Genomic DNA, 20,657 nt, shown 5'->3' on the forward strand with positions numbered 1-20,657 from the left:
TTCTCCGACATGCGTCACCAAATCGCAGGCGACACATGGCTCGATAATTTAGCCCGCGCTTCACTGTCCGCGGCAGATGTCAAATTTGGCGACGGTGGACGAGTCCCTATACTGGCAGTCGATTTCTCGGAAGATATTGACGCAAGCGCGCTGGCGGTGGTTTCCAGTTCCGTTCAGAACGCTGTTGCTCGAATGAGTAAGTATCTAGCGAATTCATCGTCGGCGGCCACCCAGTTGCGTGAAACTGACCGCTATCTTGCGCGGCTATTTCCGCGCCGCCAGTTCGGGCGGAGAATTGAGTTCGGGTTCGAGTCGCCATCTGAGGTTGACAGCCAACTCTTCTATGCGCACAGCGTCGAGACGATGGCCGAAAAGGCTGCTCGTGAGCTTATTGAAGTGCTGCCTGTTAGTGCGGATGATCAAGAGGCCGTGTCAGCCACCTTTGCTCGCGACCGCGCCCCATTGAATGCGGTTCGCGATATTGCTCTCGCTGTCGAGCAGACGGCAGGAATTGGCATGAGTCTAACTACCCATCTTGGAGATCAGTACGGATCTATTGTGACCCTGGATCAGGCTCGACGAATTTCGGAGGGCCTGAAAGAGGGGGTGGAAATGGAGCGAGAGTCGATAGAGGTAACCGGTCGAATAGACGGCATGCGTACCCGTCGTCGGATCTTTTATCTCGAGTCGAATACGCGTGCCTATGAAGGGGCATTTGAGAACGATCTCGTAGATGCCGTGAAGGCTCATATTGACCGACCGGTCATCGCGGTTCTTGAGCGGGTCCGTCCACTGAAGAAGGCTGGCCCACGCGGACGATGGTCGTATCGGCTAGTCGCGTTGGGTGACGCACCGCAAGATGTGTCGCTGTTTGACGATCTCGACTGATCGCTTCGGTCGGGTGGCGGAGAGGGGAAGGCTAGGTCTATGGCGCGCGTTCGCGACCTTTGGATGACGCCGAACCCTAACGGGAAGGGCAAGATCCGTACTGCGCGCTACGGCACGGGTAAGCGCTGGCTCGCGGTCTGGAACGAGGCCGGCCGCGAGGTCTCGCGTACCTTCACCACCCGAGACGCGGCCGAGGCTGCGATCGCGAAGGTGCGCACTGATCAGGACTCGGGAACCTACATCGCGAAGGCCAACCGCGACATCACCCTTCGCGAGGTGTGGCCGATCTGGTGGGCGACGAAGGCTGGCAAGTCGAAGTCCACGCGGGCCGGCTACGAGGCTGCCTGGAAGCACATCGACGCGAAATGGGGCGGCACAGCCTGCGCGCAGATCACCCGGTCCGGCGTCGCCGCATGGCTGCCAATACTGACAACGACGCGCGGCTGTAAGGAGGGCGAGTCGAAGCCAGTTGGGGAGGCGACACAACGGAAGGTCGGGATCGTCCTCGGAGCACTGCTGCAGACCGCGGTCGACGAGCGCATCATCCCGGCTTCTCCGATGCGGAAGGGCGACATCCCGCGGCAAAAGGTCAGCGAGCGACGGTATCTGTCGGTCGCTGAGCTGGACCGGCTGCGCGATGCGGCGCCGGGCCGGCACGAGCGCCTGGTCGTGGACGTCCTCACCCGTACCGGCGTGCGGCCGGGTGAGTCGTGGGGGTTTCAGGTCGGCGACCTCGCCGCGCTGCGCGGGCGGCTGCGGGTGATGCGCGACATCGACCAGTCTGGGGTAGTCGACGAGACGAAGACCCGCCGTCATCGCGACGTCCCAGTCGGCGGTGACCTTCTGCTCGACCTCGAGAATGCAACCGAGGGTCGAGCGCGCGGGGAGTGGTTGCTGACGACAGCGTCAGGCGAGCAATGGACCGCGGCGCGGTGGCGAAACGTGTGGTCGACGATGGTCGAGAAGGCGGGGCTGGGGGAGCTCGACACATACGAGCTCCGGCATACCGCGGCGTCGCTGGCGATCCACTCGGGTGCGAACGTGAAGACGGTTCAGCGGATGCTCGGGCATGCGTCGGCGGCCATGACGCTCGACATCTACGGGCACCTGTGGGACGACGAACTGGACGCGCTTCCGGCGGCGATGGACGCCCACATGAAGGCCGAGCGGACGCGGTTCACGGAGAGGCGTAGAAAGGCCGAGGCGGAACAGGGCCGGAACACTGGCTAGGTCCCTGCTGTTCAAGGCCGTTTATTGCTTCACTCGTAATGAAAAGGTCAAGAGTTCGATTCTCTTAGGCGGCTCCACTCGAAAGGCCCCTCGCCCGCACCCGCGGGAGAGGGGCCTTTCGAGTTCGGCGGGAGAGTGCGGGAGACTCCTCGCATGACCACCGAACTCGAGCCGACGAAGTCCACCCGCGCGTGTCGCCGCGTCGTGACCGGAGCCGCCGTCGGCGCGCTCATCGCGGTGGGGTTCGTCGTCGTCAACCGGTTCCGGACCCGGCCGTCGGTCACCCAGGCGCTCTGGGACGCCGACCCGATCGGCCCGGACGACCTCGCCGGGTAGCCCGACCCGCGCTCAGTCGGTGACGGCGGCGAGCGCGTCGAACTCGCTCGCGTCGTGCGCGCAGATGATGGTGACCTCGTCGCCGTGTGCGGCGTGCAGTTCACGGAGCCTGCCCTGATTGGCGATTCGCGACCGGCGATCCATCTCCATCAGGATCTGGGTCGCCCGCAGGCCCGGCGGGCAGGAGGGCGGGGTCAGCTTCTCGTCGGCGAAGTAGTACCCGTCGCCCGCGTGCAGGAACCAGCCGCCGCCGGGACGACGCACCGCCACCGCGCTGTGCCCGAAGGTGTGTCCGCGCAGCGGTATCAGCAGCACGTCCTCGCTGACCGCCTGCACCGATTCGAAGCCGAACCACCGGTCGCCGCCGGGGCGGTGCTCGACCCAGATCGGATCGTGCGCCCACTGCTTCGCGCTGTACCGCGTCTTGTCGAGCAGCGTCGGCCTGGTGCGCGCGGTCGCGAGCTCGTCGGCGTGCACGTGCACGCGGGCCCACGGAAAGTCGCCGAGGCCGCCCGCGTGGTCGCCGTCCAGGTGGGTGACCACGATGTCGCGGACATCGGAGGGGTCGTAGCCGAGCGCGCGTACCTGGGCGACGGCGGTGAGCGCGAGGTCCATCCTGGCGCCGACCGACATCACGAACGGCCTGCCGAGCCTGCCGACCGGATCGGCGACGTCGGCCGTGCCGAAGCCGGTGTCCACCAGCGTCAGGCCCTCGGGTCCCTCGACCAGCAGGCAGTGGGCGACCAGGCGCGACGGGGCGAGGCCGGGGACGAGGCCTGCGCTGGGGCACATCGTCGCGCAGCTGAGGTGGTGGATGCGATGGCTCACGGAGGACCACTCTCCGGCCTGGTCGAGTCCGGCGCAACAGCTGGCCGGCGCCGGAGCCGCCGGGATCACGTGGTCGGACTCGGAACCCGAGTGCCGGGTATTGACCGGGGCGATGCGTGACCCTACTTTGGGTCGCGGCCGGATCGCCCGGGCTGGATACTGACGGAATGCCAGGCCGCAGAGAGGATTCGACGATGAAGTTGATGTACGCCCTCTGGGGGCCGCGCTTGTCGGACACGTTGTTCGCGGAGCAGCTCCGTGAGCGACTCGCCGCGCTCGGAGCCACCAGGTTCCAGGTCAACATCGACGATGTCGACGTGGCGTCCGCGCAGCTCCGCCTCACGACCTACGAGCAGCCCGTCGGTGCCATCGTCAGCATCTGGATTCCACACGAGTTCGCGGCCGTCACCGAAGCCCTCTCGGCGGCTGCCGACCGCATCGCGGGTTGGGTGGTCGAGGAACGGGTGTTGATGCCGGCACCAGCAACAGCGAACGGCGTCCGCACCGAGGCCCTGGCCAACGTCGCATTGTTGCGGATCCCCGCCGGGATGGATCGACCCGAATGGCTCGACCGCTGGCAGAACCACCACACCAGCGTGGCGATCGAGACCCAGGCCACCTTCGGCTACGTGCAGAACACCGTGGTCGAGCCGCTCACCGCGGGCGCCCGGGTCGACGCCCTTGTCGAGGAACTGTTCCCGATGGCCGCGATGACCGATCCGCACGCGTTCTACGGGAGCGCGGGAGACGACGCCGAGCTCGGGCGCCGGGTGGCGCGGATGATCGAGAGCACCGCCACCTTCGGCGCGAGCACCGACGTGGACGTGATCCCCACCAGCCGATATGTGTACGACCGGACCGGGGAGCGGCCTACCTGGTGATCTGCTCCAGGATCACCCGGTGCACGTGCTGCGCCTTGTCGATGCCGCGGAAGTCGGCCTCGTAGGTCTGCTGGCCGATGTCAACGGCGATGCTGCTCGACGAGAAGAAATGTCCGGCCCACGATTTGTTGCTGAGAAAGGACACCGACCGGACATTCTTGTACGGAATGGACGTGATCGCGGTTCGGCTGCCGACGAAGCTCTTGTCCTGAATGACGACGCGGAGATCGGTCAGCCCGATGAATCCGGTGCCCGCACCGATGCAGTCGTAGACGGCGATGATGGTCTCGCCCTCGAGAATCGCCTGCTGTACCTGCTTGAGTTGTTCGGACTTGTCGAATACCGGTTCGGTCATGGCCCTCTCCTTGTCGCTGCCGTTCGTCTCGCAGTCTCAGGAGCCGACGTCGAAGACCCTCGACACTCGCGATCCCGGCGTCGTTGCCCGTGCTTTGGGATCAGGCGAAATGTAGCCCTCGCGAACCGGCCGGACAAGGACCGTGGCCGGATGTCGTTCCGGGCTATGGTTTGGGAAGTGAACCACCACCCTGCGGACAGGAAGTGGCGCCATGTCGGACCCGAATCAGCCCCAGCAGCCCGGCCCGACGCCGCCAGGTCCGCCGCCGCCCCAGCCCCCGTACGGCCAGCAGCCGCCGCAGTACGGGCAGCCGCAGTACGGTGCCCCGCAGTATCCGCCGCCAGGTCAGCCGCCCTACGGCGGTGCGCCGCAGTACCCGCAACAGCCGGGCTATCCGCCGCCGGGCCAGCCATACGGCAGTCCGCCACCGCCCGCCTACCCGTATGCCTCCTGGTGGTCTCGGGTCGGCGCGTATCTGCTCGACCGGATCGTGGTCCCGCTGCCCGGCTATCTGCTCGCGGGGCTCGGGGCATTCATCGCGTTCAAGGACTCGACCTCGGTCACGACCACCTACTCGGGCGACTACTACTACGACTCCGATACCGAGCTGACGAATGTCAACGGCGTCGGCGTGGCCATCATGGTCGCCGGCATCCTGCTTGCGCTCGCGTTGCTGGTCTGGAACATGGTGTTCCGGCAGGGCAACACCGGGCAGACGCTCGGCAAGAAGTGGCTGAGCATCTCGGTGGTCCGCGAGGCGGACGGACGGCCCCTCGGTCCGGGCATGGCGTTGGTGCGGTGGTTGCTGCTGTGGATTCTCGGCGACCTCTGCTTCCTGAATTTCCTGTGGCCGCTGTGGGATCCGCGGCATCGGTGCTGGCACGACATGCTGGTCACCTCTGTCGTGATCAAGGGCGCGGTGACGGCCCCGCAATGAATGCCATGGTGACGCGATGACGGTGATGCAGACGGGCAGCAGGGCCCGCTCGATGCGTGCGCCGATGGCCGTCGCGGCGGCGGGCCTCGGCGCGGCGACCCTGCTCTACCTGCGCGACCCGCACCGCGCGGGCGCCTACGGGTTCTGCCCGTTCCACGTGGTCACCGGCTGGTGGTGCCCGGGCTGCGGTGGGCTGCGCGCGGTGAACGACCTCACCCACGGGGATCTGATCGGGTCGCTGTCGAGCAACGTGCTGATCCTGCCGCTGGTTCTGGTGCTGGTGGTGGCGTGGATGCGCTGGCTGCGGCGGCGGTGGGGCGGGGTCGACGACCGGATGATCGTGCTCGGTCGGTCCACCACGATCGCGATACTGGTGTCGTTGGCGGTGTTCACCGTGGTGCGCAACACCCCGTGGGGAGCGGTGCTCGCACCGACCTGACGATCGACTTCGACCAGGAGGTATTCGATGGCAATGCAGATCTTCTCGCTGATCGTGCTCGTCGGCGCGTTGGTCGTCCTCATCCCGGTCGCGCGTCGGGTGTTCCGCAAGCACGACGACTGATTCGGCGCGTCCGGTCGACAGCGGCGGCCGCTCTGGTCAATGCTCAGCTATGGCCGAATCGCTGAAGGACCGCGTGCGGGAGAAGCTGCTTCGTCAGATCGCCGAGGACGGCGGCCATCCCTCCGAGCGCGGCGAGGGCAACGATCCGCGGCTGGTCGCGCTCGACGACGACCTCGCCGCACTGGACGAAGCGCTCGACGACGATCCCGTGATCGAGCACCTGGCGGCCAAGTACTGGGTGCCGTAGCCCACCCCAGAAATACCCACCCCACCTGCGGCAGCGCCGCGAGCGGCCGGTATAAATACATCTTGTGTCTAAGTTGCATTCGGCGGCGGAGGTCGTCTACCGCGAGGTGAAGGAGCGGATCCTGTCCGCCGCGCTGCCCGGTGGTGAGCTGATCAGCGAGGGCGAGATCGCCGCCGAGATGGGCACCAGTCGCACCCCCGTCCGCGAGGCGTTCCTCCGGCTCGAGGCCGAGGGTTGGATGCGGCTCTACCCCAAGCGCGGGGCGCTGATCGTGCCCGTCGCCGACGGCGAGGCCGAACACGTCGTGTCCGCGCGCAGGCTCGTCGAGACGGACGCCGTCCGGGCTGTCGCCGGCAACGAGACAGCCAGGACCGGGCTGGCCGCGGCCCTGCGCGAGAACCTCGTCGCACAGCGCGAGGCGGCGGCGAGCGGGGACGTGGACGGGTTCAGCGGCCTCGACGCCGACTTCCACGGGCTGATCGTGCGCGCAGGCGGCAACCCGCTGCTCGTCACCTTCTACGCCGGCCTGCGCGAGCGGCAGCGGCGGATGACCACGCGCTCGTTGGCCAGGGACCCGCTGCAGCTCGCGTCGATCATCGACGACCACACGGCGCTGGCGGACCTGGTCGAATCGGCGGACGCCGACGGCTACGACGCCGCCGTCACGGTGCACATGCGCCGCGTGCACGGCCTGCCGCTGCTGTCTGCCGGTGCCCGATGAGCGTGCAGACCGGCACCATCGCCGACACCGCACCGGCCGCGCTCGGCCGCCGTGCGCGGAACCGGACCGTGGCGCCGTGGGCGCTCGTGTCCGCGGCGATGTTCGCCGTCGCGTGGGGCGGCAACGAGTTCACCCCGCTGCTGGTGATGTACCGCCTCGACCACGGTTACTCCCCGGTGGTGGTGGACAGCTTCCTGTTCGCGTACGTGTTCGGCATCGTGCCCGCCCTGCTCATCGGCGGTCCGTTGTCGGACCGGCTCGGCCGACGGCCGGTGATGCTGCCCGCCCCGTTCATCGCGGCGGCCGGATCCCTTGTGCTCGCCACGGGAGCCGACAGCTCCGTGCTGCTCGTCGGCGGCCGCATCCTCAGCGGCATCGGTCTCGGCATCGGCATGGCGGTCGGCGGCAGCTGGCTCAAGGAACTGTCTGCGGAGCCGTGGGATCGGCGCGCGGGCGCCGGTTCGGGTGCCAGGCGCGCGGCCATGAGCCTGACCGCCGGGTTCGCCCTCGGCGCCGGGGTCGCGGGCGTGCTCGCGCAGTGGGCGCCGTGGCCGAGCGCACTGGCGTACCTGGTGCACATCTCGATCGCGGTGGTCGCGGGGGTCGCCCTGTTCGCGACGCCGGAGACCCGGCCCGTGGTGCCTGCCGATCAGCGCGTCCCGCTCCGCGAGGACCTGCGGATCCCGGCGGCCGGTCACCTGCGCTTCCGGTACGTCATCGTCCCGCTCGCGCCATGGGTGTTCGGGTCGGCCAGCTGCGCCTACGCGGTGATGCCCGCGCTGATGGCCGAGCACAGCGGGGGTCGTCCTGTCGCGTTCTCGGCGCTGCTCTGCGTGGTCGCGCTGGCTGCGGGGTTCTCGATCCAGGCCGTGGGCAGGCGCATCGACACCCCGCGCAGCGCAAGGGCCGTCGCCGTCGCGCTCGCGATCCTGGTGGTGGGTATGACCGTCGCCGCGGTCGCCGCCGACCGGCTGACGGTCCCGCTGGCGCTGGCCGCGGCCGTCGTGCTCGGCGGCGGCTACGGCATGGCGCTGGTGTCCGGGCTGCAGGAGATCCAGCGGATCGCGCGCCCCGACGACCTCGCCGGGCTCACCGCGGTGTTCTACTCGCTGACCTACATCGGGTTCGCGGTGCCCGCGGCGATGGCGCTGTGTGTGCAGGCCTGGCCGACGGTGTTCAGCTACCCGCTGCTGTTCGTGATCGGCGCCGTCGTCGCCGCGGTGTCCCTGGTACTGGTGCTGGTCAAGAGCCGATCGCACCTGCCGACCCGCTGACAGCGGGTGGCGAGGCGGCAGCGCGCCCAGCCCGCCAGGGGGACCGGAACGCAGCCGCCTACGGCATCGCCTTCTGGAACAGCCACGCGTCCCACAGCGGGCGCAGCGACCGGTCGGTGTAATGCGCGGCCAGGTCGGTGAATTCCTCGGTGGTGACGGTGCCGTGGCGGTGCTTGGCCGTCCATTGCCGGAGCAGGTCGAAGAAGGCCTCGTCGCCGAGCGTGGTCCGCAGCGCGTGCAGGGTGAGGGCGCCGCGCTTGTAGACCCGGTCGTCGAACATCAGCTCGGGCCCCGGGTCGCCGAGCAGCACGTCGTACGGCAGCCCGGTGAGGTTGCGGTGCGCCTGGGTCGCGATCTCCTGCGCCGATGGCCCGCCGGAGTTCTCCGACCACAGCCATTCCGCGTAGCAGGCGAAGCCCTCGTGCAGCCAGATGTCGCGCCACGACCCCAGCGTCAGGCTGTTGCCGAACCACTGGTGCGCCAGCTCGTGCGCGACCAGCCGTTCCGCGCTGCGCCTGCCGTCGCAGTGGTTCGCGCCGAAGACCGAGATGCCCTGCGCCTCAATGGGAATCTCCAGTTCGTCGTCGGTGACGACGACGGTGTAGTCCGCGAACGGGTAGGGCCCGAACAATCGGACGAAGGTCTCCATCATCTGCGGCTGCCTGCCGAAGTCGTGCTCGAACGCCGTCCGCAGTCGCTGGGGGAGCACCGCGTGCATGGGCACGGCACCGTTGTCGACGTGCCTGCGCTCGTACGGCCCGATCTGGATGGTGGCCAGGTAGCTGGCCATCGGCTCGGTCTGCTCGTACACCCAGGTGGTGTGGCTGGCGCGGACCTGCTTGCGCACCAGCGCGCCGTTCGCCAGCGCGTAGTACGGCGAGTCCGTGGTGATCGAGATCCGGTAGCTGGCTTTGGAGCCGGGATGGTCGTCGCAGGGAAACCAGGACGCGGCGCCGTTCGGCTGGCTGGCCACCAGAGCGCCCTCGGTCAGCTCCTCCCAGCCCACCTCGCCCCAGAGGCTGCGGATCGGTTTCGGGGTGCCCGCGTACTGCACGGTGACCGACAGCGCGCCGCCAGCCGGGATCGCCTGCGCCGGGGTGATCGTCAGCTTCCCCTGCTGGTGGGTGTACTTCGCGGGCCTGGCGCCGTTGACCGACACCTTGGACACCGACAGACTCTGCGACAGGTCGAAGGCGAACTTCGCCCGGATCTCCGTGGTGACGGCGGTGATCGACGCCTTGCCGGACAGCCGGTTCCCGTGCACCTTGTAGGTCAGGTCCAGCTCGTAACGCGACACCCGATAGCCGTGGTTGCCGACGTGGGGCAGGTACGAATCGATCGGTTCCTCGTAAAACTTCCCCGGCTTCACCATCGTCACGCCCACGGGGTGATCGGGTTGCCCTGCCAGCGGGTGTTCGGCGGCACCGTGTCGCCGCGCATCACGAGCGACGCGGGCCCGACAGTGGCCCCGTCGCCGATACCTGCCGCGGGCAGCGCGACGCAGTGCGGTCCCAGGGTTGCTCCGTTGCCGAGGGTGACGGTGTCCATGGACATGATCCGATCATGGAACAGGTGGGTTTGCACGACGCAACCCCGTTCCACGGTCGCGCCGTCGCCGAGGGTCACCAGGTCCGCCTCTGGGAGCCAATAGGATTCGCACCAGACGCCGCGGCCGATCGTCGCACCCATGCCACGGAGGTAGACGGCGAGCACGGCGGTGCCGGTGGCCGCGCGCGCGAACCAGGGTGCGGCAACGGTTTCCACGAACGCGTCCGACACCTCGTTGCGCCAGACGAAGGAACTCCACAGCGGGTGCTCCACCTTCCGGATCCGCCCGACGACGAGCCACTTCGCCACGACGGAGGCGGTGCCGGCCACCGCGCCCGCGACCAGCAGCACGATCCCACTGAACAGGGCCGCGAACCAGAAGCCGATCGCGCCCGCCATCGCCTGCAGGGCGAACAGCACGCCGAGGCCGATGCCGAAGGTGATCATGACCGGGATCAGCCGGCACGTCTCCACGACGGCCCTGGCGACCTTGAGCCGGAGCGGCGGTTCGAACGTCCGGGACGAGTCGGTGTCGCCCACCGACCGGCGCAGCCGCACCGGCGGGCTGCCCAGCCACGACGAGCCGGACTTGGCCTTGCTCGGCGCGGCGGACAGCACCGCGACCAGACCGTTCTTCGGTACCCGCCGACCGGGCCCGGCCATCCCGGAGTTGCCGAGGAAGGCGCGCTTGCCGACCTTGGCCTCCTTGATGTGCAGCCAGCCGCCGCCGAGTTCGTAGGAGGCGACCATGGTGTCGTCGGCCAGGAACGCGCCGTCCGCGACCGTGGTGAACTTCGGCAGCACCAGCGCCGTGGAGATCTCGGTGTTCTTGCCGATGTTCGCGCCGAGCAGCCGCATCCAGACCGGGGTCAGCAGGCTGGCGTACAGCGGGAACAGCAGGGTCCGCGCCGAGTCCATCAGCCGCTCGGTCGCCCAGACCTGCCAGCCGACGCGGCTGCGCACCGGGTGGTAGCCCTCGCGCAGGCCGATGCCGAGCAGCCGGACCGCGATCAGGGTGGACACCGCGAACACGGCGAGCGTCAGGACCGTCGCCGCGGGCAGCCAGGCCAGCGCCCGGCCCGCCGCGGAGCCGAGGTCGGGGGTGTCGCGGACGCCCCAGCCGATCAGCGCGATCCCGGCCGCGAGCGCGAGGATCGGCATGCCGGCGATGACGACCGAGGTGAGCCCGAACACCGGCACCCAGTGGGTCGCCAACGGTGGGCGCTCGGTCGGCCACGGGTGGGTGGCCTTGCCGACCTTGACGGCGGGCGAGCCGGCCCAGCTCTGCCCGGCCTTGACCCGCCCTGTCACCGCCGAGCCGGGCGCGACCTCGGCGTTCTTGCCGACGCGGGCGCCGGGCAGCAGCGTGGAGCGGGCCCCGATCGCCGCGCCTGCGCCGATCCGGATCTCTCCGATGTGCACCACGTCGCCGTCGATCCAGTGCCCGGTCAGGTCGACCTCCGGCTCCACCGAGCAGCCCTCGCCGAGCACGAGCATCCCGGTCACCGGCGGCAGCGTGTGCAGGTCGACCCCGCGGCCGACGGTCGCGCCGAGGGCGCGCGCGTAGTAGATCATCCACGGCGCTCCGGACAGGTTGGCCGCGCCGCTGGCCTCGGTGAGCCGGTGCGCGACCCACAGCCGCACGTGTTCGCTGCCGCCGCGCCGATACGTGCCCGGGGTGAGCCCGCGCAGCAGCAGCCGACAGCCGGCGACGGAGATCGCCATCCGGCCGAGCGGCGTGATGAAGGCGACGAACGCGGCCAGTAGCACCCACCAGGACACGGTCGGCGCCCACGGCACGTCGGTGAACAGGGCGAAGACGTTGTTGACGATCGCCAGCCAGGTCACCCACTGCAGCCCGGTCAGGGTGGTCAGCGGGATGGTGAGCAGGATCTGCGCGAGCTGGGTCGACCGTGGGGTCGGCTCGACGATCCTCGGCTCCGCCGTCACGCTCGGTGCGAGCTCGTCGAGGAACCCGGCCAGCGAGCCGAGCCGCGGATGGTCGTACACCTGGGCGACGGTGACCTCGGGGAAGCGCTCCCGCAGCGCGGTCACCACCTGGGCGGCCGCCAGCGAGCCGCCGCCACTGGCGAAGAAGTCGTCGTCGGGGCCCGTGATCTGCGCGCCGAGGATCGACGCCCACAACCCGGCCACCCAGGCCGCGGTGCCCTCGAGTCCGGCGCCTGCGGCGGCGTCCCCCGTGCCCGCGCCCGGCAGCGGCCACGGCAGCGCCGCCCGGTCCACCTTGCCGGAGGTGCGGGTCGGCAGCTCGTCGAGCAGGGCGAGCCTCGGCACCAGCGCCGCGGGCAGCCGCTCGGCGAGCAGCTCGCGGGCCGCGGCGACATCGAAGTCGGGGTCCGTGCTGGCCAGGTACCCGACGAGGATCGAGTTCCCGGCGGCGGTCTTGCGGACGGCGGCCGCGGCCCCGCTCACCCCCGGCAGGTTCTGCAGCGCGTTGTCCACCTCGCCGAGTTCGATGCGTCGACCCCCGAGCTTGACCTGGTCGTCGGCGCGCCCCTGGAACAGCAGCCCCTCGAGCTCGAGGCGGACCAGGTCGCCGCTGCGGTAGGCACGGTCCCAGCCGAGCGAGGGCATCGGCGCGTACTTCTCCGCGTCCTTCGCCGCGTCGAGATAGCGGGCGAGGCCGACCCCGCCGATCACCAGCTCGCCGACCTCGCCGACCGTGACCGGGTTGCCCTCGCCGTCGACCACGGCCAGGTCCCAGCCGTCCAGCGGCAGCCCGATGCGGACCGGGCCGGTGCCGTCCATCAGCGCGCCGCACGCGACGACCGTTGCCTCGGTCGGGCCGTAGGTGTTCCACACCTCGCGCCCGTCGACCGCCAGCCGTTCGGCCAGCTCCGGCGGGCAGGCCTCGCCGCCGAAGATGAGCAGCCGCACCGCCTCGAGGGCCTCGGCGGGCCACAGCGCGGCCAGCGTCGGCACGGTGGAGACGACGCTGACATCGCGCGAGACCAGCCACGGGCCCAGGTCCATGCCGCTGCGGACCAGGGCGCGCGGCGCGGGGACCAGGGTCGCGCCGTGTCGCCAGGCCAGCCACATCTCCTCGCAGGAGGCGTCGAAGGCGACCGACAGCCCGGCGAGCACCCGGTCGCCCGGACCGAGCGGCGCGTGCTGCAGGAACATCCGCGCCTCGGCGTCGACGAACGCCGCCGCGTTCCTGTGGCTGACCGCGACGCCCTTGGGGGTGCCGGTGGATCCGGAGGTGAAGATGATCCAGGCGTCGTCGGCGACGGTGGGGACCCGCGGCGCGGGCGGGTCCTCGCGCTCGGGAGCGGTGCCGGGCTCGATGGAGTCGCTGGTGATGATCGCGGCCACCTGGGCCTCGCCGAACACCAGCTCCGCCCGCTCGTCGGGGTCGTCGGCGTCCACCGGCACGTAGGCGCAGCCCGCGGCGAGGACCGACAGGATGGCCACGTACAGGGTGTACGAGCCGGACGGCATCCGGATGCCGACGCGGTCACCAGCGCCGACCCCGGCCTCACCGAGCTGCTGCGCGCCCCGGTACATCTCCTCGAGCAGTTCGAGGTAGGTCAGGGTGGTGCTGCCGTCGTCGATGGCGAGCGCCTCGGGGTTGGCCTCGGCGGTCGCGATGACGATGTCGATCAGGGTGCGTGGCGCGGGAGCCAGTGCCGACCGAAGGTACTCGGTCGGGATCACCTGGGATCGGTCCGTTACCGGTTGGGACTGCAGTGGCACCCGGATTTCCTGTCTGAGTCGGCTGGCTGTCGAGTCGTTATCTCATGACAAGTTTGCTAGCTGGTGAACTCGCAGACGAATGCGGCGCGCAGTAGAGGGGGATCGGAGCCCGCGCGGGCGACGGAACTGCCGCTGAGACATGCGAGAAGACTACGCCCGAAAATTTCTTCCGCCGTGGTGTCGTATTCGGGGTGGCGCCTTCGTCGCCTGGGTAGAGGGGCCTCCAGGCCCACACCCGACTGGAAGGATGACGACATGTACTACCTGGCACTGTTGGCGGGCGAGGAGAACGGCGCGGCGTCGACCCCGGGGACCCAGGAGTTCGGGGATGCGGTGGCCCGGCATGAGAGGTTCTGGGAGTCCGCGGGCACCGCGCTCGTCGGGGGCGGCGCGCTGTACCCGACCGCGGAGTCGGTCACGATCCGGCACGAGAACGGCAGCGCGCTCGTCACCGACGGGCCGTTCGCCGAGTTCTCCGAGGTGGTCGGCGGGTTCTATGTGCTCGAGGCCGACGATCTGGACGCGGCGCTCGAGCTGGCCCGGCAGATTCCCGACGCCGCGGAGGGATTCGTCGAGCTGTGGCCGATGGTCTTCTGGCGGCTGGAGGACGAGCACACCGGGTGCTATCTCGCGGTGCTGCGCGAGCCGGCGGGGGCGGCGAACACGCCGGGGTCGGCGGAGTGGGACGAGAGTATCGGCGCGCACGCCCGGTTCGGGGAGTTCGCGGGCCCTGCCCTCCGGGGCGGCGGCGCGCTGTACCCGCCGTCGTCGGCGACGACGGTCCGCGTTCGCGATGACGAGCTGCTGCTGACCGACGGACCGTTCACCGAGGCCGCCGAGATCGCCAACGGCGTGTACCTGCTCGCGGCCGCAGATCGCGAGGCGGCGACGGCCCTGGCGGCCCGCATCCCGCTCGGCCCGAAGGGCTGCATCGAGCTGCGGCAGATCGTGGACGAGTGAGTGCAGGTCGACCAGGTTTTCAGGGCCGAGTCCGGCCGCGCCATCGCGACGGTGGCGCGGCTGGTCGGTGACCTCACGCTGGCGGAGGACGCGGTGCAGGAGGCCTTCGCCGAGGCGATCAGGAGCTGGCCGGGGACGGGGATGCCCGCGAACCCGGGGGCCTGGATCACCACGGTCGCGCGCAACCGCGCGTTGGACCGGCTGCGCCGGGAGTCGTTGCGGGGCAACAAGGAGCTCGACGCCACCCGGCTGTTCCCACCGACGGAGGAGGAGGTGTGGCCGGTGCGGGACGATCAGCTCCGCCTCATCTTCACGTGCGCGCACCCCGCGCTTGCTCCCCAGGCCCAGGTCGCGTTGACGCTTCGCCTGGTCTGCGGCCTGACGGTGGCCGAGATCGCTCGGGCCTTCCTGCAGCCCGAGCCGACGGTGTCGCAACGGCTGACCCGCGCGAAGAGCAAGATCCGCACCGCCGCCATCCCGTTTCGTCTGCCGCCGGAACACCTTCTCCCTGAGCGTGTTCCGCAGGTTCTCGCGTGCATCTATCTGGTCTTCACGGAGGGGTACTCGGCGACCTCGGGGAGCTCGGCGATCCGTGACGAGCTGTGCGAGGAGGCGATCCGGCTCGGCCGATTGCTGTGTGAGCTGATGCCCGACGAGCCGGAGGCGTTGGCGCTGCTCGCCCTGATGTTGTTGCAGGACAGCCGGAGGGGAGAGCGGATCGCCGCCGACGGCACGGCCAGGCCGCTCGAGGAGCAGGACCGCTCGCGGTGGGATCGCGGCCGGATCGAGGAGGGCATGCGGTCCCTGGCCGCGGCCCGGCATTCCACGGGCCAGTACTTTCCGCAGGCGGTGATCGCGGCAGCGCACGCGGGCTCGCCGAGCTGGGATGCCACCGAATGGACGGTGATCGTCGCGGCCTACGAGCGGTTGCTCGAGCTGACCGGTTCGCCGGTGGTGGCGGTGAACCGAGCCGTGGCGGTGGGTTTTCGGGACGGGCCGGAGCGGGGCCTGGAGGCGCTGGACGCGGTTCCCGACGATCCACGGCTGGCCCGGCTACGGGTCCCGGCCAGGGCCGACCTGCTGCGCCGCCTCGGCCGCAGCGCCGAGGCCGAGGACGCCTACCTCGTGGCGTTGGAGTCGGCGGGCAACGAGACGACCGAGCGGTTCCTGCGGCGACGGCTCGAGGAGGTCAGGGCCGCCCGCGCGGATGGGCACTGACCTGTCGGGGCGGACAGCGTGATCATCCTCGGGCGAGCGAGTCGAGGGCGTCGTCGATCGGGGCGTCACCGGTGTTGAAGCCGATGAACCTCCCGACGGTCGCCTGCCGCACCAGCACCTCCGCCGCCACCCGCGCGACGTCCTCGCGGGGCACGGTGCCCGACTCGAGGCCCGGCCCGACCTCGATCCTGCCCGTGCCCGCGTCGAGGGTGAGCGTGCTGGGGCCGAGGATCGTCCAGGACAGGGCGGTGCCGCGGAGATGGTCGTCGGCCGCGGCCTTGGCCTCCGCGTAGGGGAAGAACGAACTATCGCTCGGGACGCCGTGGTCCGCCCTGGCCCCGAAGTAGGACACCATGACGTACCGGTCGACGCCTGCGCGTTCGGCGGCGTCCATCGAGCGGATCGCCGCGTCCCGGTCGACGGCGTAGGTGCGCGCGGGGTCACCGCCGCCCGCGCCCGCCGACCACACCACGGCGTCGTGCCCGCGGATCAGCTCGGCGATCCGGTCGGTGTCGAGGTGCTCGACATCGGCGACGACGGCACTTGCGCCGGTCGCCTCGACGTCGGGGGCGTGCGCGGGATTGCGGATCACGGCGGTGACCTGGTCGCCCCGGTCGGCGAGAATCGGTGCGAGATGCCGGGCGATCTTGCCGTGACCGCCGATGATGACGACGCGTGCCATGCCGGTTCCTTCCGTCGATGTCGCTGCCAGTACAGCGCGCCCGCCCGGCCCGCGCAACGGACGGCCGGCCTGCCACCGCCGTGCAGTGGCAGGCTCCGGACCTCAGGCAGCCGCCTTCTTCACGAGCTCGCCGATCCTCTTCTCGTCGGCGTCGGTCAGCGTCGTCAGGGCAAAGGCGGTCGGCCACATGGTGCCGTCGTCGAGGTTCGCGATGTCGTTGAAGCCGAGCGTCGCGTACCGCGCCTTGAACTTCTCCGCGCTCTGGAAGAAGCACACGACCTTCCCGTCCTTGGCGTACGCGGGCATGCCGTACCAGGTTTTCGGCGAGAGCTCCGGTCCGTTGGCCTTGACGATGGCATGGATCCGTTCGGCCATCACGCGATCGGATTCCGCCATCCCGGCGATCTTCTCGAGCACGTCCTGCTCGCCGTCCGCCTTCTTCGCGCGGGAGCCGCGGCGGGCGGCCGTCTTCAGCTCCTGGGCGTGTTCCTTCATCGCGGCGCGTTCTTCGTCCGTGAACGCCACCGCGGACTTGGTCTTCTGAGCGGTCATCGGTCCATCTCCTTGGAGTCGACTGTGGTCGGGATGATCGTGGAGCGTCGGAGCGGTGCTCCCGGAGGTCACCGCACGCCGACGGGCCTGCGTGCGCTGCGGCGGGTGTACGGCAGCACGAACATGTAGAGACCGCTGAAGAGCAGCACGGCGAGCGGGAGCAGCGGGAGGTAGGAAAACCAGATGGCGGCCTTCAGTGCCACCGCGACCGTGGCGACGATGACGGTGACCGTGAAGACGATGGACGTCCAGCGGTGGATCTGTCGGAACCTGTTGTTCCAGTTCATGGGGACTCCTCTTCGAAGGCGAGCGACGATGGCGCCGCGGACGGCGTCGGGGGTGGGACTCAGCGGTCCTGGATCAGCCCGAGGACATTGCCGTCGGTGTCGGTCACGGTGGCCACCAGGCGGCCGCCGCCGACCTCGTTCGCGGGTTCCTTCACCGTGGCGCCCGCGGCGGTCATCTCGGCCAGCTTCGCCTCGATGTCCGGCACGTGCCAGTAGGCGACCGGCGCGGTCATACCCTGCGGTCCACCGCCGGGCACCAGCCCGATGTGCTGGCCCTCCGCCTCGAAGCCGACGTAGTAGGGCGAGTCGGTCTGCGGCTCCACACCGAGCAGCGCGGCGTAGATCGTCTTGGCCGCCGCGAGGTCGGACACGGGATGCAGAACGGTCTTGATTCCCTGGGTGGCAGTGCTGGTCATGATCACTCCTGAAGTCGTGGGTCGTATCGACCCGGGTTGTCCGTCTGTCGAGGTGAACCGGACGTGTCACCACCATCTCCTTCGGCGGGGCCTGTCCACATCCGTGGTGACCACGGAACCCTCCACTGATCGGCGCACGGATCGTCCGCGCCCGACACTTCAGACCGTCCGAAGGTCCTGAGTGCGAGGCGGATACTGCAAAATGAGGCCCATGACGGCGACGGTGGACATCTCCGCTCGGGAAGCCGAGGTGCTCACGCTGGTGGGGGAGCACCTCAGCAATGCGGAGATCGGTGCGCGACTGTTCATCTCGGTTCGCACGGTGGAGAGCCATGTCTCTTCGCTCCTGCGCAAGCTGGGGGTCCCGGATCGGCGGGCACTCGCCCAGCACGCGTCCGAGCCGGTTCGCGCCGACCGGTCGCACCCGGCGCCGGAGCTGCCCGCGCCGCTGACCTCGTTCATCGGGAGGAGGCGGGAGCGGGCCGAGCTGACCGAGATGATCAGGAACGATCGGCAGGTCACCGCGGTCGGCCCGGGCGGGGTCGGCAAGACCCGGCTCGCGTTGTCGGTCGCCGCCGAGGTGGCCGAGGAGTTCTCCGACGGCGTGTGGTTCGTCGACCTGGTGCCGATCACCAGCCCGGACATCGACGTGGTCGCGGGCACGGTCGGTCTCGCACTCGGCCTCGGTGAGCAGCCCGGCCGCGGTATGGACGAGTCGGTGCTGGCCGCGCTGGCCGACCGTCACGCCCTGCTGGTGCTGGACAACTGCGAACACGTGCGGGACGGGGTGGCGCCCTTCATCGAACGGCTGCTCGCGGCGTGCCCACGGGTGACGGTGCTGGCGACCAGCCGGGCCCGGTTGCTGGTGCCGTTCGAACGGGCGTACACCGTCCCGCCGATGTCGCTGGCGGGCGACGGTGAATCGGACGCGGTCGCGTTGTTCATGGATCGCGCGGCGGCGAGCGGCTGGCCGCCGAATCATGCACTGCGGGAACAGGTTGCCGCATTCTGTGGCGGTTTGGACGGGATGGCGCTGGCGATCGAGCTGGCCGCGGCCCGCTGGACCACGCTCGGGCTGGACGGCCTCACCGACGGGCTGTCCGACCAGCTCCGGATGCTCGCGGGCGGCGCCCGCACCGACGATCGGCACCGCTCGGTGCGGGCGGCGCTGGACTGGAGCCACGCCCTGCTGGAACCGGCCGATCGAGTGCTCCTGCGCCGGATGTCGGTGTTCATGAAGTCCTTCTCCGTCACGGCGGCCGCGGAGGTGACCGCGTCCGGGAAAGGCGTTGTCGCGGACGGGCTGGCCCGGCTCGCCGAGCAGAGCCTGCTGGCGGTGATGGCGTCCCCGACCGGGACCGAGTACCGGGCACTGGAGACCATCCGCCAGTACGGGATGGAGCGGCTCGCCGAGGCCGGTGAACTGGACGAGGTCCGGTCCCTGCACCTGCGCTGGTGCCTGGCCGAGGCCGCCGACCTCGCGGTGGTCCGGGCCGACTGGCGGGCACGATTCGACGCGGTGGCCGACGACCTCCGCGCGGCCCTGGCGTGGGCGGCCGACCGGCCGGAGCTGCGCGCGGAGGCGTACGGCCTCGCCCGACAGCTGGCCGAGCTGACCTTCACCCGCCACCTGATCGGCGAGTCCCAGCAGCGGTACGAGCAGGCGGCCGCGCTTGCGGACGACTCCGCCGCCGCGCCGATGCTCCGGCAGGCAGCGGCGGTGGCCGGATGTCGGATGCGCGGTGACGACATGTACCGCCTGAACCGGGCCGCCGCGGACGCCGCCCGGCGAGCAGGGGACACCGCGGGCGCCGCCGCCGACCTGGCGACCGCCGCCACCAACGCATACCGATTCGCGAGCAAGTTCGTCAGTCCGCTGCCGCCGGGGGAGGCGATCGCGCTGGTCGCCGAGGCCGAGGAGCTGGCGGGCGACGACCCGGCCGCAAGGGCCGCGGTGGCGCTGGCCGAGGCCGGGAGGGCACTCACCGAGGCGTTCGGTGCCGCCGAGGGCTCACCCGACGCCGTACCGGAGACGATCGCGTGCGCCGAACGGGCGGTCGAACTCGCCCACCGCACCGGCGACCCGCTCGCCGAGTCCGCCGCGCTCGACACGCTCACCGGCACCCAGAGCTGGGCCGGTGACGCGTTCGCCGCCGCGGCAACGGCCCGGCGTCGGATGACGCTGCTCGCGTCCGCGCCGCGCACCCCGACCGGCACCCACGAGCTGATCGACGCGCTCGGTGAGGCCACCGAGGCCGGCCTCGGCGTGGGGGACCTGCCCGGCGCTCGCCGGTGGGCACGGCAACTCGCGGATCATCCGATGCTGGCCGAGGTCGGCCATCGTGCGACCAGCCAGCTGCTCGTGGCCGACGCATTGGCGGGCAACGTCGACGAGGTGCTGACCCGCAGTGCCCGGTTCCTCGAGGCGTGGCAGCGGGCAGGCAACCCGACCGGATCGGTTCTCGGTGCTGCGGTCGCGGGCGTGGAGATGATCCACGGCCTGCGCGACGACCGGGATGCGCGTCGCGAATGGTCCGCCGTGATGGATCAACTCGACACCCCGGCGGAACACACCTACGGCTACCGCGCGGTCTACGACTCGATGCTGTTGCTGCACAACGGGGATGCGGGCGGGGCGCTGGAACGGATGGCGCCGGAGCCTGGCGAGGTGTGGCGATGGCTGACGTGGGTCTGGCTGCACTGGTATGTGGCGCTGCGCGCCGAGGCCACGGTGCTCGCGGGCAGCCCCGATGCCGCCGACCGCCTGGCCGAGGCCGGGACCATCGTGGCGGGCAACCCCGTCGCCGGTGCCATCGTGGAGCGGGCCGGTGCGCTGCTCGCCGACGACCGGGAGCGGCTGCTCGCCACGGCAGCGGCGTTCGACGCCGCCGGGTGCCGCTACCAGTCGGCGCGGACCATGGTGCTCGCCGGCGGCGACCACGCCGCCCGTGGGGCGGCCGCGCTCGCCGAGCTCGGCCTCGCCCCGATGACCCCGCCCGGGTAGCGGTGACCGAGGCG

Annotated in this window: 20 protein-coding genes; 12 read left to right on the top strand and 8 right to left on the bottom strand. The window is 70.3% G+C overall.

The features are described from left to right. Positions 1-9: 9 nt before the first annotated feature. The 3 genes from BR31_RS31435 to BR31_RS0107645 all read left to right on the top strand — a co-directional run bounded on the left by BR31_RS31435 (position 10) and on the right by BR31_RS0107645 (position 2,454). Positions 10-888, top strand: coding sequence for a hypothetical protein (locus BR31_RS31435; protein WP_156042398.1), 879 nt, complete (start codon positions 10-12; stop codon positions 886-888). Positions 889-927: 39 nt separating this feature from the next. Then, entirely contained in the window at positions 928-2,118 is a 1,191-nt protein-coding gene (locus tag BR31_RS0107640) for a tyrosine-type recombinase/integrase (RefSeq protein ID WP_027500436.1), read from the top strand. Positions 2,119-2,271: 153 nt separating this feature from the next. After that, entirely contained in the window at positions 2,272-2,454 is a 183-nt protein-coding gene (locus BR31_RS0107645) for a hypothetical protein (protein WP_027500437.1), read from the top strand. 12 nt (positions 2,455-2,466) lie between these two features. Here BR31_RS0107645 and BR31_RS0107650 read toward each other — a convergent pair whose 3' ends face one another. Next, positions 2,467-3,282 carry an MBL fold metallo-hydrolase gene (locus BR31_RS0107650; protein WP_027500438.1) on the bottom strand — a complete coding sequence of 272 codons (816 nt, stop codon included), beginning with the start codon at positions 3,280-3,282 and terminating at the stop codon, positions 2,467-2,469. Between the two features lie 194 nt (positions 3,283-3,476). Here BR31_RS0107650 and BR31_RS0107655 point away from each other — a divergent pair, with 194 nt between their 5' ends. Then, positions 3,477-4,163, top strand: coding sequence for an EthD domain-containing protein (locus BR31_RS0107655; RefSeq protein ID WP_027500439.1), 687 nt, complete (start codon positions 3,477-3,479; stop codon positions 4,161-4,163). On the opposite strand, the gene BR31_RS0107660 is transcribed toward BR31_RS0107655, so the two are convergent. Continuing rightward, positions 4,153-4,518 carry a PH domain-containing protein gene (locus tag BR31_RS0107660; RefSeq protein WP_027500440.1) on the bottom strand — a complete coding sequence of 122 codons (366 nt, stop codon included), beginning with the start codon at positions 4,516-4,518 and terminating at the stop codon, positions 4,153-4,155. The genes BR31_RS0107655 and BR31_RS0107660 overlap by 11 nt on opposite strands. Positions 4,519-4,729: 211 nt before the next feature. Between BR31_RS0107660 and BR31_RS30975 the strand changes: the two genes are divergently transcribed. The 5 genes from BR31_RS30975 (at position 4,730) to BR31_RS0107690 (ending at position 8,259) form a co-directional block, all read left to right on the top strand. Then, positions 4,730-5,455: an RDD family protein gene (locus BR31_RS30975; protein ID WP_081830362.1), complete on the top strand. Its 726-nt coding sequence runs from the start codon at positions 4,730-4,732 to the stop codon at positions 5,453-5,455. Positions 5,456-5,471: 16 nt separating this feature from the next. Beyond that, positions 5,472-5,894, top strand: a complete 423-nt coding sequence (locus BR31_RS0107670; RefSeq protein ID WP_027500442.1) for a DUF2752 domain-containing protein — start codon at positions 5,472-5,474, stop codon at positions 5,892-5,894. A gap of 172 nt (positions 5,895-6,066) precedes the next feature. Then, positions 6,067-6,264 (top strand): hypothetical protein, encoded by a 198-nt coding sequence (locus BR31_RS0107680; RefSeq protein ID WP_027500443.1) that lies wholly within the window; start codon positions 6,067-6,069, stop codon positions 6,262-6,264. A 64-nt stretch (positions 6,265-6,328) separates the two neighbouring features. Further along, on the top strand, positions 6,329-6,985 hold the full coding sequence (locus tag BR31_RS0107685; protein WP_027500444.1) for a GntR family transcriptional regulator: 657 nt from the start codon (positions 6,329-6,331) through the stop codon (positions 6,983-6,985). Continuing rightward, on the top strand, positions 6,982-8,259 hold the full coding sequence (locus BR31_RS0107690; protein WP_081830363.1) for an MFS transporter: 1,278 nt from the start codon (positions 6,982-6,984) through the stop codon (positions 8,257-8,259). The genes BR31_RS0107685 and BR31_RS0107690 overlap by 4 nt, the downstream gene beginning before the upstream one ends. Before the next feature lie 58 nt (positions 8,260-8,317). On the opposite strand, the gene BR31_RS0107695 is transcribed toward BR31_RS0107690, so the two are convergent. Further along, positions 8,318-9,631 (bottom strand): M1 family metallopeptidase, encoded by a 1,314-nt coding sequence (locus tag BR31_RS0107695; protein ID WP_051637083.1) that lies wholly within the window; start codon positions 9,629-9,631, stop codon positions 8,318-8,320. A gap of 2 nt (positions 9,632-9,633) precedes the next feature. Continuing rightward, entirely contained in the window at positions 9,634-13,524 is a 3,891-nt protein-coding gene (locus BR31_RS0107700) for a Pls/PosA family non-ribosomal peptide synthetase (RefSeq protein ID WP_027500447.1), read from the bottom strand. Between the two features lie 255 nt (positions 13,525-13,779). On the opposite strand from BR31_RS0107700, the gene BR31_RS0107705 reads away from it, so the two are divergent. Next, a complete protein-coding gene (locus BR31_RS0107705; RefSeq protein WP_027500448.1) occupies positions 13,780-14,484 on the top strand; it encodes a YciI family protein in 705 nt (234 codons plus the stop codon). Further along, positions 14,485-15,702 (top strand): RNA polymerase sigma factor, encoded by a 1,218-nt coding sequence (locus BR31_RS0107710; RefSeq protein ID WP_027500449.1) that lies wholly within the window; start codon positions 14,485-14,487, stop codon positions 15,700-15,702. A gap of 22 nt (positions 15,703-15,724) precedes the next feature. Here BR31_RS0107710 and BR31_RS0107715 read toward each other — a convergent pair whose 3' ends face one another. From BR31_RS0107715 to BR31_RS0107730, 4 genes are all read right to left on the bottom strand, one after another. Next, entirely contained in the window at positions 15,725-16,384 is a 660-nt protein-coding gene (locus tag BR31_RS0107715) for an SDR family oxidoreductase (RefSeq protein WP_027500450.1), read from the bottom strand. 102 nt (positions 16,385-16,486) lie between these two features. Then, a complete protein-coding gene (locus BR31_RS0107720; RefSeq protein ID WP_027500451.1) occupies positions 16,487-16,936 on the bottom strand; it encodes an iron chaperone in 450 nt (149 codons plus the stop codon). A 68-nt stretch (positions 16,937-17,004) separates the two neighbouring features. After that, positions 17,005-17,223 carry a hypothetical protein gene (locus tag BR31_RS0107725; protein ID WP_027500452.1) on the bottom strand — a complete coding sequence of 73 codons (219 nt, stop codon included), beginning with the start codon at positions 17,221-17,223 and terminating at the stop codon, positions 17,005-17,007. Positions 17,224-17,282: 59 nt separating this feature from the next. After that, positions 17,283-17,639: a VOC family protein gene (locus tag BR31_RS0107730; protein ID WP_027500453.1), complete on the bottom strand. Its 357-nt coding sequence runs from the start codon at positions 17,637-17,639 to the stop codon at positions 17,283-17,285. Between the two features lie 211 nt (positions 17,640-17,850). Here BR31_RS0107730 and BR31_RS0107735 point away from each other — a divergent pair, with 211 nt between their 5' ends. Then, positions 17,851-20,643, top strand: coding sequence for an ATP-binding protein (locus BR31_RS0107735; RefSeq protein ID WP_027500454.1), 2,793 nt, complete (start codon positions 17,851-17,853; stop codon positions 20,641-20,643). The last annotated feature ends 14 nt before the right edge of the window (positions 20,644-20,657 follow it).

Origin of the sequence: Rhodococcus sp. UNC363MFTsu5.1, assembly GCF_000686785.1 — a bacterium.
In the GTDB taxonomy this organism is placed as follows: domain Bacteria; phylum Actinomycetota; class Actinomycetes; order Mycobacteriales; family Mycobacteriaceae; genus Rhodococcus_G; species Rhodococcus_G maanshanensis.

What these genes read in the sequence shown, in the direction of transcription:
- BR31_RS0107695 (WP_051637083.1), bottom strand. Translation starts at nt 9,631, where the DNA reads ATGGTGAAGCCGGGGAAGTTTTACGAGGAACCGATCGATTCGTACCTG.
- BR31_RS0107645 (WP_027500437.1), top strand. Translation starts at nt 2,272, where the DNA reads ATGACCACCGAACTCGAGCCGACGAAGTCCACCCGCGCGTGTCGCCGC.
- BR31_RS0107690 (WP_081830363.1), top strand. Translation starts at nt 6,982, where the DNA reads ATGAGCGTGCAGACCGGCACCATCGCCGACACCGCACCGGCCGCGCTC.
- BR31_RS0107655 (WP_027500439.1), top strand. Translation starts at nt 3,477, where the DNA reads ATGAAGTTGATGTACGCCCTCTGGGGGCCGCGCTTGTCGGACACGTTG.
- BR31_RS31435 (WP_156042398.1), top strand. Translation starts at nt 10, where the DNA reads ATGCGTCACCAAATCGCAGGCGACACATGGCTCGATAATTTAGCCCGC.
- BR31_RS0107680 (WP_027500443.1), top strand. Translation starts at nt 6,067, where the DNA reads ATGGCCGAATCGCTGAAGGACCGCGTGCGGGAGAAGCTGCTTCGTCAG.
- BR31_RS0107715 (WP_027500450.1), bottom strand. Translation starts at nt 16,384, where the DNA reads ATGGCACGCGTCGTCATCATCGGCGGTCACGGCAAGATCGCCCGGCAT.
- BR31_RS0107660 (WP_027500440.1), bottom strand. Translation starts at nt 4,518, where the DNA reads ATGACCGAACCGGTATTCGACAAGTCCGAACAACTCAAGCAGGTACAG.
- BR31_RS30975 (WP_081830362.1), top strand. Translation starts at nt 4,730, where the DNA reads ATGTCGGACCCGAATCAGCCCCAGCAGCCCGGCCCGACGCCGCCAGGT.
- BR31_RS0107670 (WP_027500442.1), top strand. Translation starts at nt 5,472, where the DNA reads ATGACGGTGATGCAGACGGGCAGCAGGGCCCGCTCGATGCGTGCGCCG.
- BR31_RS0107705 (WP_027500448.1), top strand. Translation starts at nt 13,780, where the DNA reads ATGTACTACCTGGCACTGTTGGCGGGCGAGGAGAACGGCGCGGCGTCG.
- BR31_RS0107725 (WP_027500452.1), bottom strand. Translation starts at nt 17,223, where the DNA reads ATGAACTGGAACAACAGGTTCCGACAGATCCACCGCTGGACGTCCATC.
- BR31_RS0107640 (WP_027500436.1), top strand. Translation starts at nt 928, where the DNA reads ATGGCGCGCGTTCGCGACCTTTGGATGACGCCGAACCCTAACGGGAAG.
- BR31_RS0107720 (WP_027500451.1), bottom strand. Translation starts at nt 16,936, where the DNA reads ATGACCGCTCAGAAGACCAAGTCCGCGGTGGCGTTCACGGACGAAGAA.
- BR31_RS0107735 (WP_027500454.1), top strand. Translation starts at nt 17,851, where the DNA reads ATGACGGCGACGGTGGACATCTCCGCTCGGGAAGCCGAGGTGCTCACG.
- BR31_RS0107730 (WP_027500453.1), bottom strand. Translation starts at nt 17,639, where the DNA reads ATGACCAGCACTGCCACCCAGGGAATCAAGACCGTTCTGCATCCCGTG.